The sequence below is a fragment of the Ruegeria sp. HKCCA5491 genome, assembly GCF_013034565.1.
Classification (GTDB): domain Bacteria; phylum Pseudomonadota; class Alphaproteobacteria; order Rhodobacterales; family Rhodobacteraceae; genus Ruegeria.
In genome coordinates this window covers 266,520-284,240 of sequence record NZ_WQGG01000001.1, presented here as the reverse complement: position 1 = coordinate 284,240, position 17,721 = coordinate 266,520, and the positions used below count along the sequence as shown (strand labels likewise).

Genomic DNA, 17,721 nt, shown 5'->3' with positions numbered 1-17,721 from the left:
CGGGCGGGAAGAAATGAGCCACAACCAGGCTGTCGATGCGACGCACGACGAACCGAAAATTGAGGGACTTCAACCGGGCGCCAAGCTTTTGCGTGGGCAGTATGAGATCCTGCGCTTTCTCAGCAATGGCGGCTTCGGTATCACCTATCTGGCACGCAACAGCCTTGAGCGGGAAGTCGTCATCAAGGAATGCTATCCGGGGGCGTTGTGCCGCCGAAACGGCGATCTTGTAGAGCCTGTCGAACCTGGATTTGAAAGCGATCTACGCTCGATCATTGATCTGTTCATTCAGGAAGCCCGAAATCACGCGCGCCTTGTCCACCCCAACATCGTCGACGTTCATCAGGTGTTCGAGGACAACAATACCGCCTACATCGCCATGGATTTCATCCAGGGATCCGATCTTCTGGATTATGTCGAAAACCCAGACAACGACGCAGGCCCTGATTTTATCGTTCAGGTGACCGAGAAAATGCTGTCTGCGGTGTCCTTCATTCACCAAAGCGGCATGTTGCACCGGGATATCTCACCCGACAACATTCTGATCGACGAGAATGGTGAGCCCGAGTTGATCGACTTTGGCGCGGCACGGGAACAGGCCGCCAACCAATCCGCCGCCCTTCTGACGCTGCGTGTGATCAAGGATGGCTATTCGCCACACGAATTCTACGTCCGCGGGGCCGAGCAAGGGCCCAGCAGTGATCTGTATGTTCTGGCAGCGACGCTGTATCACGCAATCAGCGGTGAACGCCCGATTGACGGCCAAACGCGTCTGAACGCCTTCAACAACAGTCAGGATGACCCTTACGAGCCTTTGAGCGGTCGATTTAACGGGTATCCGGAGGGTTTCCTGGAAGCGATCGACAAGGCGATGGAAGTCCACGCAACGGATCGTATGCAAAGCGCGCTGGATTGGCTGCGTATGTTCCGTGGTCCGGGCGTGATGTTTGACTCGTTCGATTACCGGCCCGTTTCGGTGATCGTCGCAATGGACCGCAAGGATGAGGCCGAAGAAAAAGCCCGCATCAAGGCCGAAAGCGAAAACGCTGAGGCCGTTGTAACGGCATTGTTGGCCGGAAATTCGGACATTGTTCTGGGCAACGAGGACAAGAAAGAAGATGAACTAGCCCAGTTCACGCCAAAAGAAGAACCACCGGTGGCAGTGGACACTGTCGTTAAAAGCGGATCGGGCGGCAGCGGCAAACTGATTGCAGGCGTCGCGGTCGTCTCTGCAGCGTTGGCCGCCGGTGGGTTTTTCCTGATGTCCGACACGGACAATGCGCCCGCACAAGACGCAACCCAAGACGCAGAAGTATCGCTGGCCCCCAGCATAGAAAATCCCGAGCCCATAGTTGAAGTGTTGTCAGAAGACACTCAGGACGCACCTGAGGTCGCGACAGAACAAGCACCCAAGCAGGTAGAACCCGAGCCAGAACCTATTGAGCAGACCCTGGTTCAACCGGCTGCCACACAAGAGGCAGACGCCCCGGCAGCCGGAACCCCAACCGAAGAAGCCCCCGCCCCGGTGGAAACCGGCACACCTGCGGAAACTCAGGTTGCGTTTTCCCACTGGGACGTTGAAATTCCGTTTCAGACCTCCAAGCGCCGGGCTTCAACGGGCAACGTGATCGCAGTCACGGGCGTAGATGCAACCCGCGACATGTCGATAATCGGTGAATGGGTTCAGCGTGGCGCGGCCATTTACACTCTGAACGGCAAACCGGTTCAGGCTGACGCCACCTTTGCTGCGCAAGTTCTGAACGACCTGAATGTCGATCCTGACGGCTTTATCCGTATCACCGCACGTTATCGGGCGCTAGGGAAGACACGCGCCCAGAACGGACTACTGGCTTTGCCTGCAATTCGCATGGTTGGCCTTGAAAACGGATACGGGTTCGAAATCCGCAATTCGGACGGCGCTTCGTGGACGACAGTCACCGAAACCGTTCCGGCCGATGCGGCAGGCGGTTTGCGGGAAGGCGACGTTTTGGTCTCTGAGGCGCAAACCGGAACTGCAATCGATGGACCGGAAAGCTTGGATACCATCCTGAGCAGCCTTGTTTCTGAAGACAAATCTCAGGCCCGTTTGACGGTGTTAAGAAACGGCGCCGAGGCAGAAGTTGTCATGCAATTGGTGCAGGAGTGATCAGACCGGTTCAATTGTAGTCCGCCAGTGTGTGTTTGCTGAGGGTCGCGCAAAAGTCAGCGCTACCCCGACGGGGACCGGCCCGCCGCGGAAAGTATGAGTGACAAGAGTTTTCAATCATCAGTACCGCTGCGCGATCCTGCGCAGAGGTGAGTAGCAGCCCCACAGGTCAGAAAGCCTGTGCCCAGTAACAAAAGGTGTCGTCACCATGTTCAAATACAAAAGCCCTCTCAGCCGGCTTCTCGAAGGTGCCGGCAAACCTAAAGAAGCAGAAACCGAGGAAGCCACCGCCCCCGAGGCGGAAAAGCCCGAGCCGATTGCAGATTTCAACGCTCTGCGCGAGGCGCTGGCCGGGGGCAATATGTCGTCGTCTGAAACCTACGAAGACAGTGACGAGTTGCTGCCCGAAGACGAGATGCCAGAGTTTACGGAAGAGGCAGACGCCAACGCCGCCGACGATACGGTCGAGGACATGGATGAAATCGTGATGACCGAGGTCATCGCCGAGATTCAGGAAACGCCTGAAAACGAGATGGTATCGGAAGAACCCGAACCAGAGCAGGTTGTGACACTGCATGTCGCGACCGAGGAAACCGTGGTCGCGGAAGAAATCGTCGTCGTCGATGCAACTCCGGAAGACACGGTTGTCGAAGTCGTTGTGGAAGAGCCCGAGGCAGCAATTGAAGAACCTAAGGTGGACGAAATCAAAACCGTCGCTCCAACGCCTGCGCCCGAGCCTGCCTCGGATCGTCGCGGCCGCGTCAAGACAACTTTCCTTGGGTTCGAACGTGCCGATACGCATGTTCAGGACCTGATTGAAACCGCAGAACCGGTCGCCAAAACCGAAGCTGCTGAGCAGACATTTCCCGTTGGATGGCTTGTGGTGACAAGCGGTCCGGGCCGCGGAACAAGCGTCACATTGTCCGAAGGTCTGATGCAGATCGGTCGAAACGATGATCAGGCCATCCAGCTTGATTTTGGTGACACCGGCATCTCTCGCAGCAATCACGCTGTGATCGCCTACGACCCGGAAGATCGCAAATGCTATCTGGGACATGGCGGCAAGGCCAACCTTGTCCGCCTGAACGGTAAACCGGTTCTCAGCACCGTCGCCCTGAACAGCGGAGATCTTATTCGCATCAGCGAAACCACGGTCCGTTTTGCCGCCTTCTGCGACGACGGCTTTGATTGGCGGGATGCCTGATTTATGCTGGCGAACCCGGCATATGACGTTGCGCTGATCCTGGATCAGGGTCAGCGCGAGAATCAGGAAGACGCTGTCGCATCGCGTATGTTCGACGCGTCGGATGCTGCCTATGTTGTCGTTGCAGACGGTATGGGCGGGCACGATGCCGGGGAAGTCGCGGCAGAGTTCGTAATCAATGCCTGGCGCGAAGCACTGGACCCCGAACTTGAAACAAAATCCCCGTCAGAATCCAATCTGATAGACGCTTTGCCGCTTGCGGCAATGCTCGCCAACGCCGCGGTCTCCAATCACTGCGAGGAACAAGGCCGGGGTCTCCAGATGGGCTCGACGCTTTTGGGCGTTTTGATCCTGGGTCGACGGGTATTCTGGATCTCAATCGGTGACAGCCCTCTTTACCTGTACCGGGATGGGACCCTGAGCCAGATCAACGAAGATCATTCCATGGCGCCACTCATTGATGCTCAGGTCACTGAGGGCACACTGACCGAGGATGAGGCCCGAACCCATCCCGATCGCAATCAACTGACATCGGTGATCATGGGCCGGGCCATCCCAAAGGTAGACTGCCCTGAAGACCCCGTGGCCTTAGAAGGCACTGACGTTCTGATCGCAGGCAGCGACGGTCTTCAATACATCACTGATGCGGAAATTCTGGCAGTTCTTCAGGCCAACTCTAATGCGCTGGCGCAGGACATTGCCGACGCCTTGTTACAGGCGGTTAAGGCCAAGAACGACCCTGATCAGGACAATGTATCGATCGGCGTCGTGAAACTCACAAAAAACGAATGAAGGCAAAGCGACAGGAAAAATGAGACCTAATCTTATCATATCCAGCCTGGCACTTGCTGCCGCCGCTGGTGCTGCCTCGGCGCAAGAGGCGTGCTCCACCTATGAAATTCAACGCGGCGACAGTCTTCGCGAGCTGACCATCGAGGTCTATTCCACCGAGGACTTTCGCATAATTTTTGACGCCAACCGCGATGTGATCGGAAACAATCCGAACATCATTCGTGTGGGCGATGTCCTGACCCTGCCTTGTCTCGAAGACATTGGCCGCGCACCAGCCAAACCTCAGACTGAGGCCGAGGCGATGGCTGCGGAAATGGCATCCGAATTGGTCAAGGCCGCCGAAGACCGTGCAGCCAAAGCCATCGCCGAAGCGAAAAAGGCCAGCGATGACGCCGTCATTGCAGCCCGCGCCGAAGCGAAAAAGGAAATCGAAGCCGCGCGCAGCGAAGCAGCTGCTTTGATCCGTAACGCGGATGCTGCCGAACAGCCGGAAATTCGTGACCGTCAATTGTTGCTAATCACCGGTGGCAACTATGCCCCTTTCACGGACGAGGCCCTGCCTCATCGCGGCCTTTATACAAACCTGGTCGAAACGGCGATGCTGCGCGCAGCGCCCGAGCAGGCCTATAAAATTCAGTTCGTGAATGACTGGTCTTCGCATCTGGATCTGCTGATGCCGACACTGGCCTTTGACGCAACCTTCCCTTGGTCGCGCCCCGTTTGCGAAGAACCCGCTGCCTTGTCGGAAAAAGACCGCAACCGCTGCGAAACCTACAATTTCTCGAACCCTTTCTACGAGGTCGTCGATACATTCTTCGCACGTGAGGGGTCGGGTTATGAGCAAACTCTGACTTATGCCGACTTCGCTGGAACCACGATTTGCCGCCCTGAAGGCTGGTCACTGTCGCACATGGACTCAGTCGGTCTTTATGAGCCAGCGATTTCCCTGATGCGCCCGGTATCCCCGGACGACTGCTTTCACGCCTTGATGGACGGCACTACCGACATCGTGGCGATCGAAGCTCATCTGGCCGTCGAAGCGATTGGCCGTCTAGGGTACGAACACCGCATTATCGAAAACCCCAACCTGGCGGCGATCAAGTCGCTTAACGTTATGACCCACAAAGATAATCCAGATGGGGAAGCGATCCTTGAGACGCTCAACCAGGGTCTGGCGATCATGCAGCAATCAGGAGAGTGGCGTGACATCGTCTCAACCGCTCTGCGTCATCAAATGGAAAATGGCTAAGGCCCCAATCGGCCTGACAACACATTAGTCTGGAGGAAGTGGACATGTTTAGTTTCAACCTGAAGAAAGTCGCGCTGTCGGCAACGGCCGTCACCGCCCTGAGCGCCGGGGCCGCCGCCGCGCAGGAAGCCTGTACAAATTACACCGTCGAGGATGGCGACACGATGGCAACAATCGCCATCGCTGCCTACGGCACGTCGAACTATCAGCCGATCTTTAACGCGAACCGTAACGCGATCACGAATCCGAACGCGCTTGAGCCGGGTTTGGTTCTGGCGCTGCCTTGTGAAGACGGCAGCCTGCCCAACGGTCAGAGTGCGCAGGAAATTATCGCAGCCGAAGAACAACGTGCGGCAAGCATCAAGCGTTCGAATGTTTACGCACCGCCGATCAAACTGGTCGCGGGCAATGGCTGGGAACCCTTTACCAGCGAAGGCCTGAGCGGGGGTGGAATTATGACACGCCTGGCGACAACCAGCCTGCAACGCGCTGGCAACAGCCGTGACTATTCGGTGAGCTTTGTGGACGACTGGGGTTCGCATCTGGACACCCTCCTGCCGCTTGGTGCTTTTGACATTTCAATCGCCTGGACCATCCCTGACTGCACCAACCGCACGTATGAGTGGTCCGCTGAAACTGAGGCGCGATGCACACAGTTTGTCGCCTCGGTTCCGGTGTATGATGTTGTTGGCGGTTTCTACACTCTGCCGGAAAACGAATACACAAACGCAACGACCTTCAGCGATCTGGAAGGTGCCACAGTTTGCCGTATGGCCGGATGGAGCATGGTCGTACTTGAAGAAATCGGCCTGAACCGGACCAATACGACTGTCGTTCAGCCCAACACTGCACGTGAATGTCTGGATGCGGTCCTGACCGGGACTGCCGATGTTGCCGCGTTCGAAGTTGAATTGTTCGCAGCAACCATGAAGGACATGGGCCTGACGTCGGCAGATATTGTCGAGAACCCTTACGTGTCCACGCTGTCGTCGATGAGCTTCCTTGCGCATCGCACCAATCCCTTTGCTCGTGAATACATCGCGATGATGAACAAGGGTTTGAACGAAATGCGCGAAAGCGGCGAGTGGTACGCGATCATCTCGGATACGCTGCGGGAACAGAATGAAAAACTGAACGCAGCATCGAATTAAGAAACTGTAACGGGGCTGGCTTGTCGTCAGCCCCGTTTCACAAACCCATTCGCTTGCCGGAGAGGCTATGCGCGCCCCGGCCACAAAAAAAGGGACCGACTTTCAAGGCCGGTCCCTTTTTTGTTGTTTTCCCCTAACGCACTTGAATGAGGGATTTCAGATATCAGTCGATCAAAGCGTTCAGTGTCGCGCTTGGGCGCATGACCTTGGCCGCTTTGGCGGGATCGGTGTGATAGTAACCGCCCAGATCCGCGGCCCCGCCCTGAGCAGACGCCAGTTCGGACAGGATCTTCTCTTCTCCATCCGCCAGAGCTTTGGCCAAAGGCGCGAACTCGGCCGCGAGCTCTGCATCATCAGATTGCGCCGCCAAGGCTTCGGCCCAATAGCGGGCAAACCAATAGTGGCTGTCGCGGTTGTCCGGCTGACCAACCTTGCGGCTGGGTGAACGGTTGTTGTCCAGAATACCCTGCGTTGCGGCTTCGGCTGCGGCGCCCAGAACGCCTGCTTTGGCGTTGCCTTTGCTGTCGGCCAGGAAGTTCAGCGATTCACCCAATGCGCAGAATTCACCCATCGAGTCCCAGCGCAGGTGGCTTTCCTCGACCAGTTGCTGCACATGCTTCGGGGCCGAGCCGCCCGCACCTGTTTCAAACAGACCGCCACCATTCATGAGCTTGACGATGGACAGCATCTTGGCCGAGGTGCCCAGCTCAAGGATAGGGAACAGGTCAGTCAGATAGTCCCGCAGCACATTGCCGGTGATCGCAATCGAGTCATAGCCCGCCGTGATCGTTTCTAGCGACTGGCGGGTGGCTTCGCGCGGTGCCATGATCAGGAACTTGTCGGCTACACCTGCGGCTTCAAGCGCCGGTTTGACGTATTTGATCAGTTCGGCATCATGGGCACGGTTTGCGTCCAGCCAGAAGATTGCCTCGGACCCGGTCAGGCGCTGACGGTCCATGGCCAGTTGAATCCAGTTCTCGATCGGCGCTTTCTTGACGGTGCACGAGCGCCAGATGTCACCCTTTTCGACATCGTGCGAATGCAGCACGTCACCATTGGCCAGTACGATGCGAATGGTGCCATCAGCAGGTGCCTGGAACGTCGTCGGGTGCGAACCGTATTCTTCGGCCTTCTGCGCCATCAGACCGACGTTTGCGACCGCACCGGCAGTCGCTGGGTTCAATGCACCGTTGGCTTTGAAGAAGTTGATCGTCTCGTCATAGACCGGCGCATAGCAGCGATCGGGGATCACGCAGTTTGTGTCGCCCTTGGCCCCGGCCTCATCCCAGCCCTTGCCGCCTGCGCGGATCACGGCGGGCATCGAGGCGTCGATGATCACGTCCGACGGAACGTGCAGGTTGGTGATGCCCTTGTCGCTGTCGACCATGTACATGGACGGACGGTCCGCCTTGATGGCGTCGATTGCAGCCATGATTTCGGCGTTGCCCTTCACGCGGTCCAGCAGGTCGCCCAGACCAGAGTTCGGGTTCACACCCAGCGCGTCCAGTTCAGCGCCGAATTTCTCGAACACGGGGGCCAGCCACGCCTTGACGGCATAGCCAAAGATGATCGGGTCGCTGACCTTCATCATTGTGGCTTTCATGTGCAGAGAGAACATGGTGCCGTCGTTCTTGGTGTCTTCAATGGCATCCGCCAGGAAGGAAGACAGTGCCTTGACCGACATGAACGTCGCATCGGCCACGGTTCCTTCGGCCAGCGGCCATCCGTCTTTGAGAACGGTAACGCTGCCGTCTTTGCCGACGAATTCGATCTTGGCATCCCCGGCCTGAGCCGCGGTGATGGTGGCCGACTTCTCGTTAGCATAGAAGTCATTGCCCGACATGGACGAGACTTTTGTTTTGCTGTCCGAGGCCCACTCACCCATCGAATGCGGGTTCTTCTGAGCATAGTTCTTCACAGCACGTGCGGCGCGGCGGTCGCTGTTGCCTTCGCGCAGAACCGGGTTCACGGCCGAGCCTTTGATCGCATCATAACGGGCGCGGATCGCTTTTTCTTCGTCGGTCGAGGGTTCCTCAGGGTAGTTCGGAATATCATAACCCTGCGCCTGCAGTTCTTCGACGGCCGCAACCAACTGCGGGACCGAGGCTGAGATATTCGGCAGCTTGATCACGTTGGCTTCCGGCGTCTTCACCAATTCACCCAGAGCGGCCAGATCATCGGTTATACGCTGTTCGTCGGTCAGGTTTTCCGGGAAGGTCGCAAGGATGCGGCCAGCCAATGAAATATCCTTGGTGCCAACGCTGACGCCCGCGGCCGAGGCGAACTTGCGAATGATGGGCAGGAACGAGGCGCTGGCCAGCTCGGGCGCTTCGTCTACAATGGTATACAATATGTCGAAGTTCGATTTATCTGCCATATTCTTTTACCTTTTTTAAGCCTTTCGGGGCGTGCGATCCAAGAGTTTGCCACGTTCGCGTGGCGTAGGTGGGGCGCGTTTATCCTACCGCCCCAACGGAGACTCTGATTTGACAGGGCCTCCCTTAAATCACGAATGGCTTGGGATCAATCACAACAAGCTGCGCATTTTGACACGTTTCGCTGAAAATCGTGAAGCAGACGCATGTCAGACACCCCAGGTATCGCTAAGCCTGTACCCGCCGGGCCATGGATCGTCAGGGTCCAGCATGTGTTGATGAACACCGGTTATCCAACCGCGACCGCCGATTTCAGGAATGATTGCAGCCCGGTCACCAACCCGTGTTTCATCGACAATCTTGCCCGAAAACCGGGACCCGATAATTGAGATCGCCTCGAATGTCTGTCCTACGACCATTTGCCCTTTTGCCATCATCAATGCCATCCGCGCCGACACCGCGGTTCCGGTTGGAGAGCGGTCTACCTTTCCCGGTTGAATGGCCACAGCAGATTTACTGCGTAACCCGGTTTCGGTGGTTTCAAGCGAGCCGCAGAATGCGCAAAATGAGATGTGGTTCCAGTCTTTGTTCGTGGGATGGCTGAAACCAATCTGATCGTTCGCCGCATTCGTTATTGCCACACCCAAACGCGCAATGTCGCGGGCGGCATCTTCCTGGATATCTATCCCAAGCGCAGCCGCATCAACCACAACGAAACTGTCTCCCCCAAATGCGGTATCCACCGTCAAAGTACCGACTCCTGCCACCTCAAGAGGCGCTGCAATCTTGTCGGCATAGCTGGGAAGGTTGCGCACGAAAATCCGCTCGGCTTTGCCGTTCCTGCAATCGGCGCGAACCTGCACCAATCCTCCGGGGGCTTCGAGAACAAGCTGAGTAACCGGTTCCTGCATCGGAATAATCCCGCTATCCAGCAGCACCGTAGCCACACAGATTGAGTTCGACCCTGACATCGGCGGCGTGTCTTCGGGCTCCATAATGATAAAGGCGGCGTCGGCATCCGGGTGCTTGGGCGGCACAAGCAGGTTCACATGGCGAAAGACACCGCCGCGCGGTTCGTTGAGAACAAAGTTCCGCAATGTCTGATCTTGCGCGATGAACGACCGCTGATCCCACAGCGTATCGCCAGGAGGCGGCTGAACCCCACCGACGATAACGTCGCCGACCTCACCTTCTGCATGGGCGGATATGACGTGGATCGTTTTTACACTTCGCATGTCTCTTCCTCAGAACCGTGCCGGAGAGTACGGAGCCAACGAAATCGGCACGTCCCGGTCATCAATGAGTGCCGCGACAAGTTCAGCGGTGCCCGCCGATTGCGTCAGTCCTAGATGCCCGTGGCCAAAGGCATAAATAACGTCAGCCGCGTTTGGAGACCGCCCAATCACGGGCATGCTGTCGGGCAAAGACGGACGAAACCCCATCCACTGAGTGCCACCTTCGGTGTTCAAACCGGGAAGAAACTGCGTCGCCTTCTTCAGCAATGTGTCCGCCCGTTTGAAATTTGGTGGCAAGCTCAGTCCCGCCAACTCGACCGCCCCGCCCACGCGGACGCCGCCGTTGATCCGGCTGGCCACAAAACCGTGACGAGAAAAGGTCAAGTGCATCCGAAGATCAAAGGCCCCATCTGGCAAGGTGGTGTTGTAACCCCGCTCGGTCTCAAGCGGTATGTGATCCCCAAGCGTCCGTGCAAGGTGATGCGACCATGCACCTGCTGCCAGCACGAGTTTTGCGGTGTCAATCGTACCCCCTTGCGTAGTGATACGCGCACCGTTTTCCAACGGTGTCAGCGCCCGAATGTCCTGCTGTTCGATCCTGCCTTGTCGGCCACGAAAGGCTTGCGCCAGATGCTCGACCCACTTCTTTGGGTCAATTGTGTTCAGCCAATCCGGCGTAAACCCGGCATGCGTGAAACGTGAACTGAGACCGGGCTGCTTTTCCGCGATCGCTGCCGGACTTTCCAAAAGCTCGAACTTGATGCCATGGGCGCGGCGAACTTCCCATGCTTGCAGGCTGGCGCGGAATTCGGCTTCGGATTCATAAAGCTGCATCTGCCCGTCGCGCTGCATCAGCGGTTCGCCATTGACGGCAGGAAGCAGCCGCTCCAACGCCGCCGCCGACAATCGCATCAGGTTGGCCTGCGCCTCTAACAATCTGGCGTATTGTCCCGGTTGGCTCGCGCGCCAGAACCGGTACATCCAAGGTGCGATTTTGAGCGCATAGGCCGGGGGAATGGACAACGGGCCAAGAGGGTCCAGTAGCCATTTCGGGGCTTTTCGCATGATGCCGGGTGTCGCCAGCGGCTCGACCTCGGGGAACGCAAAAGCACCTGCATTTCCGGCCGAGGTTTCAGCCGCAACACCACCCTTGTCCAACACCAGCACCGAATGCCCGCGGCGCTGCAATTCCAGCGCGGTTGTGATACCGATGACACCAGCTCCAATGACAACGACCTGTTCGGTCACAACGCGATCCCAGTCTTGAATGGATCAGCCTTGTCAAAGATCAACGTCGCTTCGGCCATGATGAAGGCCTGCCCAGTAATCGAAGGGATCACACCACCATTCAGGCCGGGTTGGTAAGACAGCCGATACTTACTTCCAATCACACTCTGCTGAACGATTTCCTCTCCCGGAGCCAGAACGCCATCTGCGGCAAGACACGCCAGCCGCGCTGAGCTGCCAGTTCCGCAGGGCGAACGATCATAATTATTGTCAGGGCAAAGAACAAAATTGCGACTGTGAACACTATTATCGGGCGAGGCGTCTTGAAAGATCACGTGATCTATGGGCTCGCCCTGCTCCCCTCCGATACTTTGTGAAACTGAGGCGTCACGGATCGCGATCGTAAGATCTGTCAGCCTGCGGATGTTGCCGGGCTCGACCGGAATCGGGCTTGGATCAACGATGAAAAACCAGTTGCCACCGTAAGCGACATCGCCGGTTACGGTTCCGTATTCGGGTACTTCGATGGAGATATCGCCGTGGACCCTCCGACTTTCGATATTCGTCACGGTGACCGTATGCGCATCGTGCAGTTCGACCGTGACGATACCGGCAGGCGTTTCGATCCGATGAGATCCAATACCTATGCGCCCCAGATGCCCAAGGGTCACGGTAAGGCCAATTGTTCCATGTCCGCACATGCCAAGAACAGCATCAACATCAAAGAAAATCACACCGGCAACACAGGTCTGATCCACTGGCTCGACCAATAGCGCCCCGACCATGGCCGATTGGCCGCGTGGTTCAAGCATAACCGACCGATAAAACCCCTCGTGATCTTCTGCCAACCTTCGGGCGCGCTCTGACAAGGCGCCCGTGCCCAGATCAGGCGCACCTTCTAGGATAACCCGTGTTGGCTCTCCTCCGGTGTGGCTGTCGATCACGTGCATTCAGCGATCACTCCGCCCTGCTTTGACCAGTTGGCAAACCACGCCTGAAAAAGAGCATATTGCTGCTCGCAGTAATTACGCTGCGCATCCGTCAACTCATCCGTTTCGTTAAAATGCAAACGGTACTCCTGTTCGCCGTTCAGCACCAGTAAGTGCTTGTAATAAAGCACCAGATCAGGCCCTTCGTCAAAGCTGGACAGGACGTGAATCGCCTCGGTCAATTCCTGCGCGCGCACCCGCGCCTCGGCATCCCCTTGCGCCGCTTTCTTGGACAGCGCCGCCAAAAGCAAGGCTTCGCGTGGCAGGGCCGTTCCGATGCCGGTGATCGACCCGGTAGCACCACAATTTACAAATCCGTGGTACACTTCGGTGTCGACTCCGACCATTAACGTCACGTGATCCTCCTGGCTGGTGATGTTTTCAGCGGCATAGCGCAGGTCGTCCTTACCCCCGAATTCCTTGAAGCCGATCAAGTTTGGATGCTCTGCGCGCAGAGCAAAAAACAGGTCAGCCCGGGTCGCGAACCCATAATATGGGCTGTTGTAAATGATCGCCGGGACGTCCGGCGCTGCGTTCAGGATCGCCTTGAAGTGGTTCTTCTGCGCAGTTGGAGAGCTGCCGCGCGATAGAACGCGCGGTATGACCATAAGGCCAACGGCCCCAACTTTCTGCGCATGGGCCGCATGGGCAACGGCTGACTTCGTGTTTATGGCCCCCGTGCCGACAACCACGGGCAAGCCTGCCGCGATGAGGCGCTCAACACCTTCCATCCGCTGCTCGTCCGTCAACAAGGGCCAATCACCCATCGACCCACAATAGACGACTGCCGACATACCAGCGCTGATCATCTGCTGCCCTTTGCGAACCAACGCGTCGAAATTAGGTGTGCGGTCAGCGTTACAGGGGGTCATCAGTGCAGGCATTGTTCCCGTGAACACATTGGTCGACATCCGTGTCATCCTTCCAATCAAACAGTATTCGGGCGCTGGTTTCAGGCCCATTCAACTCGCTCTATCGGATATTGGATACAAAATCCAGCTCTATTACATATGAAAAAACGCGCCATTCTGGTGCCCCGGCGCGTTTCTTCGTTGGACCCGACAATATGTATATTACCGGAGTCTTCCCCCCGCTTCGGGTTCAAACAACATGGCACGTTCCGGGCGAACTTTTATGCCGATCCGTTCGCCCTGTTTGCTGCGCTGATCTTCGCGTTCTTCGACGATCAGTTTGTCGCCATTCGGGGTCAACAGATACGAATAGCTCACACCGCCCAATGCTTCTGTCAGGTCGACCGTGCAGGTATCACCCGACCGATCAACTTCGATATGCTCGGGCCGAATGCCCAGAGTGACCTTGGTCATACCTTGAGGCACAGCCACACTCATCTCTAGTGGCTCAGCCAACGCGGGATGCAGAATCTTGCCGTCCTTGAAATCACATTCCAGAAAGTTCATGGCCGGGGAGCCGATGAATCCGGCGACAAAGCGGTTATCCGGATCGCGGTACAAGTCCATTGGCGCGCCGACCTGCTCGATCCGTCCGTCGCGCAGGACCACAATCTTGTCAGCCATGGTCATGGCCTCGACCTGGTCATGGGTCACGTAGATCATCGTCGCGCCAATCTCGTTGTGAAGGCGCGCAATTTCAACACGCATCTCAACGCGCAGTTCTGCGTCCAGATTGGACAAAGGTTCATCAAACAAAAAGACCTCGGGCCCACGGACAATCGCTCGGCCAATGGCGACCCGCTGACGCTGACCGCCCGAAAGGGCCTTGGGCTTACGCTTGAGATACTGATCCAGTTTCAGGATGCCCGAGGCCTCTTTCACTTTCTGATCGATCTCGGATTTCGCGACGCCATTCATGCGCAGCCCGAACCCCATATTCTCGGCAACTGTCATGTGGGGGTACAAGGCATAGGTCTGAAAGACCATTGCAACGCCCCGCTTGGCCGGGTCCATATGCGTCACGTCCCGCGAACCAATGTGAATTTGCCCTTCGGACGTTTCCTCAAGCCCCGCAATCATCCGAAGCAGCGTGGACTTGCCGCATCCCGAAGGCCCGACAAATACACAAAACTCACCATCTTCGATTTGCAGATCAATACCGTGAATAACCTGCGTTTCGCCGTAGCGTTTAATCGCCTGGTTCAGAGTTACACCCGTCATGTCGCTTGCTTCCTGTCGCTATCGGTGTTTGGGCCGGCTTCTGGGAACCGCCACGCTTGTACTTCGGCACCTATTTGTTCGGCCACGCGGCGAACTCGGGGTACCCATGTTTCCAGTTGGTTGAAATTCATGCGCTCGGTGCTTCCCGTCACCGAGATTGCCCCCAACATCCGTCCGCTTGCCGTCAGAATTGGGCAAGCGACGCAAATGATTCCGGGCTCGTGTTCTTCGTCGTCAATCGCATACCCGCGCTCGCGTATTAGATCGAGGTCGGCCCGCAATGCATCTTCGGATGCCAAGGTTTTTTCCGTGAACCTATGATAGCTTTGCTGTGAGACCGCATCATCCAATGCATCGCTTGCAAGATACGCCATCATCGCCTTGCCGACACCTGTGCAATAAGCGGGGCCGACCTTTCCAGCTTGTGAATACATCTCGATCGGCTGCGTTGCATTTCGTTTATCAACATACAGCACCTGACCGGCATCCATCTGGGCCAGATGCACGGTTTCACCCGTCTCGCGGCTTAGAGCATCCAAAAAGGGTCGCGCGATTGGCGCAAGCGAGCTTTGTGTCCATGCCGAATGGGCCAACCGGACCAGACGCAATCCCGGCATATAGGTTTGCCGGTCCGGGTCGTATGACAACATACCCTGATTGGTCAGGGATTGCAGGAACCGATATAAGGTTGCCTTGGGAAATTCACTGCTATCCAGCAGCTCTGCAAATCTAACAGGGCGCTGAAACGCAGCGACCTGATCCAGCACGTCACATGCTTTGCCTATTGTTCCGTCACCTGCCACGAGCGTTCTTTCTCCTCCCATTGATCCATCGGCATCCGCACGAGGGTCTTGACAAGGCTAACCGATTCGATGTGTAGTTTTCAATATATAAAACTCGGTTTCAATATTTGGAACCAAATGGAAGCTAAGGGAGGAAACTATGCATTCCATTTACAAGCGCACGACGGCTGCGCTGGCCATGAGCGTTGCACTCGCTGTTCCAGCCTATGCCGAACTGACTGGTGAGCTGCGAATCTTTCTTGATACGTCCAACCCTGCGCCGCGCGCGACGATGGAAGCGATGATCGACCGTTTCGCGGAACAACATCCCGGTCTGGAAATCGAGACCACGGTTATCGACCGCGAGGCATACAAGACCCAAATTCGGAACTTTCTAACCGCCGACACGCCAGATGTCGCGACGTGGTACGCTGCCAACCGTATGAAACCCTATGTCGAAGCCGGCCTGTTCGAAGATGTGTCCGACCTGTGGGCCGAGCCTGAGATCGCTGAAAACCTCGCATCGACCAAGGGTGCAATGACCATCGACGGCAAGCAGTGGGGCGTGCCCTATACCTACTATCAGTGGGGTGTTTACTACCGCAAAGACATCTTTGATGAGCTGGGCCTGTCCGAGCCGACCACTTGGGAAGAAGAACTGGCAAACTGCCAGAAAATCGTCGATTCAGGCCGCGCCTGCTATACGATCGGCACCAAGTTCCTTTGGACCGCTGGCGGCTGGTTCGACTATCTGAACATGCGCACCAACGGCTTCGACTTCCACCAGCAACTGGCCAATGGCGAGGTGAGCTGGGAAGACGACCGCGTCAAACAGACCTTCGCGAACTGGAAGCAACTGATTGATATGGGCGCCTTCATCGACAACCACCAGACCTATAGCTGGCAGGAAGCCCTGCCCTTCATGGTCAATGGTGAAGCGGCCGCCTACTTGATGGGTAACTTTGCCGTCGCGCCGCTGCGCGAGGCGGGCCTCAGCGACGATCAACTCGACTTCTACCAGTTCGTTGCCATCAACCCCGATGTTGAACTGGCAGAAGACGCACCAACCGATACGTTCCACATCCCGTCGAACGCATCGAACAAAGAAGCCGCGCGCGAGTTCCTGCGGTTCGTTGTTTCGGCTGATGAGCAGACGGAAATCAACAACGGCTCGAACCTTGGTCAACTTCCGGTCAATGCCAAGTCTTCGGTCGATGACGACAAATTCCTGAACCAAGGCTTCGAGATGCTTTCGTCGAACAGCCCCGGCGGTGTCGCCCAGTTCTGGGACCGCGACGCTCCGGCGGAAATGGCCAAGGTGTCGATGGAAGGTTTCCAGGAATTTATGGTCAAACCTGACAACGCGGACAAGATACTCGCCAAGCTCGAGCGCGCACGTGAGCGTATCTACGACAACTGATCCGGCATAGGCCGGGCGAAAGCCCGGCCTGCGTCACCCTCAATTGTAGGGCGGGCTTCAGCCCGCCTTCACCCCACCAGACCCGAGATACCTCATGTCCGCTGTCGACACCCCGGAACAAGAAAGCTGGTTCCACCGAAATCAACAACGCATTGCGCCCTGGCTGTTTCTGGCCCCCGGCCTGTTGTTTTTCATGGTCTACGTGATCATACCGGTCTTTCAGTCCTTCAATTTGTCACTTTATGAATGGGACGGGCTTGGCTCGGCCGAATATGTCGGGTTTCGCAACTACGAAGACTTGTATTGGGAATGGGTCGACCGGGATGCCTTCTTTGTATCACTAAAGAACAACCTGATCTGGCTTATCCTTTATCTGGCAGCTATCCCGGCGGGTTTGTTCATCGCTCTTTTCCTGAACCAGACGGTTTGGGGCATCCGACTGTACAAGTCTCTGTTTTTCTTTCCCTTCGTGATTTCTCAGGTCGTTGTCGGGCTGGTTTTCACATGGTTCTATGACCCGACATTCGGTCTGCTGAATGAATTTCTAGGCGTCTTCGGCATCGAACCCCTGAATGTTCTGGGCGATGAGCGCTTCGTCACCTACGGTATCATCTTCGCGGGCCTCTGGCCGCAGACGGCGTATTGCATGATCCTTTATCTGACGGGCCTGAACGCAGTGGACCCCGAACAGATCGAGGCCGGACGTCTGGACGGCGCCAAAGGTGTGCGCATGTTATGGCACATCATCCTGCCGCAACTGCGCCCTGCCACATTCATTGCCTTTGTCGTGACAATCATCGGCGCGCTGCGGTCCTTCGACCTGATCTCGATCATGACCCAAGGGGGGCCGTTCGGATCATCCCGCGTGTTGGCCTATTACATGTTCGAGGTTGCGTTGTCCGAATATGGTTTCCGCATGGGATACGGCGCGGCCATCGCGGTGATCCTGTTCCTGATCATGCTCTGCTTCATCGCCTATTTCCTATGGTCGATGTACCGCGAAGAGAGAGGGCACTGAG

The 17,721-nt window shown here is 56.7% G+C and carries 14 protein-coding genes; 7 read left to right on the top strand and 7 right to left on the bottom strand.

Translation table 11 applies throughout. The features are described 5' to 3' along the window. Window positions 1-13 precede the first annotated feature (13 nt). From GOV88_RS01340 to GOV88_RS01320, 5 genes are all read left to right on the top strand, one after another. A complete protein-coding gene (locus tag GOV88_RS01340; protein WP_171125070.1) occupies window positions 14-2,146 on the top strand; it encodes a protein kinase in 2,133 nt (710 codons plus the stop codon). A 208-nt stretch (window positions 2,147-2,354) separates the two neighbouring features. Further along, window positions 2,355-3,350 carry an FHA domain-containing protein gene (locus GOV88_RS01335; RefSeq protein ID WP_171125072.1) on the top strand — a complete coding sequence of 332 codons (996 nt, stop codon included), beginning with the start codon at window positions 2,355-2,357 and terminating at the stop codon, window positions 3,348-3,350. 3 nt (window positions 3,351-3,353) lie between these two features. Continuing rightward, window positions 3,354-4,142 carry a PP2C family serine/threonine-protein phosphatase gene (locus tag GOV88_RS01330; RefSeq protein ID WP_171239301.1) on the top strand — a complete coding sequence of 263 codons (789 nt, stop codon included), beginning with the start codon at window positions 3,354-3,356 and terminating at the stop codon, window positions 4,140-4,142. Between the two features lie 19 nt (window positions 4,143-4,161). After that, a complete protein-coding gene (locus tag GOV88_RS01325) occupies window positions 4,162-5,391 on the top strand; it encodes a transporter substrate-binding domain-containing protein (protein ID WP_171239300.1) in 1,230 nt (409 codons plus the stop codon). 44 nt (window positions 5,392-5,435) lie between these two features. Next, window positions 5,436-6,542 carry a transporter substrate-binding domain-containing protein gene (locus GOV88_RS01320; RefSeq protein WP_171125077.1) on the top strand — a complete coding sequence of 369 codons (1,107 nt, stop codon included), beginning with the start codon at window positions 5,436-5,438 and terminating at the stop codon, window positions 6,540-6,542. A 163-nt stretch (window positions 6,543-6,705) separates the two neighbouring features. On the opposite strand, the gene GOV88_RS01315 is transcribed toward GOV88_RS01320, so the two are convergent. The 7 genes from GOV88_RS01315 to GOV88_RS01285 all read right to left on the bottom strand — a co-directional run bounded on the left by GOV88_RS01315 (window position 6,706) and on the right by GOV88_RS01285 (window position 15,303). Beyond that, window positions 6,706-8,919, bottom strand: coding sequence for an NADP-dependent isocitrate dehydrogenase (locus GOV88_RS01315; protein ID WP_171239299.1), 2,214 nt, complete (start codon window positions 8,917-8,919; stop codon window positions 6,706-6,708). A 207-nt stretch (window positions 8,920-9,126) separates the two neighbouring features. Further along, window positions 9,127-10,152, bottom strand: coding sequence for a proline racemase family protein (locus GOV88_RS01310; RefSeq protein ID WP_171239298.1), 1,026 nt, complete (start codon window positions 10,150-10,152; stop codon window positions 9,127-9,129). 9 nt (window positions 10,153-10,161) lie between these two features. Beyond that, the gene (locus GOV88_RS01305; RefSeq protein ID WP_171239297.1) at window positions 10,162-11,400 is read right to left on the bottom strand and encodes an FAD-dependent oxidoreductase; all 1,239 of its coding nucleotides are present in this window, start codon (window positions 11,398-11,400) and stop codon (window positions 10,162-10,164) included. Next, window positions 11,397-12,329 (bottom strand): proline racemase family protein, encoded by a 933-nt coding sequence (locus GOV88_RS01300; RefSeq protein ID WP_171125085.1) that lies wholly within the window; start codon window positions 12,327-12,329, stop codon window positions 11,397-11,399. Before GOV88_RS01300 ends, GOV88_RS01305 begins: the two co-directional genes overlap by 4 nt. Further along, window positions 12,320-13,279, bottom strand: coding sequence for a dihydrodipicolinate synthase family protein (locus GOV88_RS01295; RefSeq protein ID WP_171239296.1), 960 nt, complete (start codon window positions 13,277-13,279; stop codon window positions 12,320-12,322). Before GOV88_RS01295 ends, GOV88_RS01300 begins: the two co-directional genes overlap by 10 nt. A gap of 162 nt (window positions 13,280-13,441) precedes the next feature. Beyond that, entirely contained in the window at window positions 13,442-14,500 is a 1,059-nt protein-coding gene (locus GOV88_RS01290; protein ID WP_171125089.1) for an ABC transporter ATP-binding protein, read from the bottom strand. Then, window positions 14,497-15,303 carry an IclR family transcriptional regulator gene (locus GOV88_RS01285; RefSeq protein ID WP_171125208.1) on the bottom strand — a complete coding sequence of 269 codons (807 nt, stop codon included), beginning with the start codon at window positions 15,301-15,303 and terminating at the stop codon, window positions 14,497-14,499. Before GOV88_RS01285 ends, GOV88_RS01290 begins: the two co-directional genes overlap by 4 nt. Before the next feature lie 139 nt (window positions 15,304-15,442). Between GOV88_RS01285 and GOV88_RS01280 the strand changes: the two genes are divergently transcribed. Next, window positions 15,443-16,702, top strand: a complete 1,260-nt coding sequence (locus tag GOV88_RS01280; protein ID WP_171239295.1) for an ABC transporter substrate-binding protein — start codon at window positions 15,443-15,445, stop codon at window positions 16,700-16,702. A 94-nt stretch (window positions 16,703-16,796) separates the two neighbouring features. Further along, entirely contained in the window at window positions 16,797-17,720 is a 924-nt protein-coding gene (locus GOV88_RS01275; RefSeq protein ID WP_171125093.1) for a carbohydrate ABC transporter permease, read from the top strand. Window position 17,721: the final 1 nt, after the last annotated feature.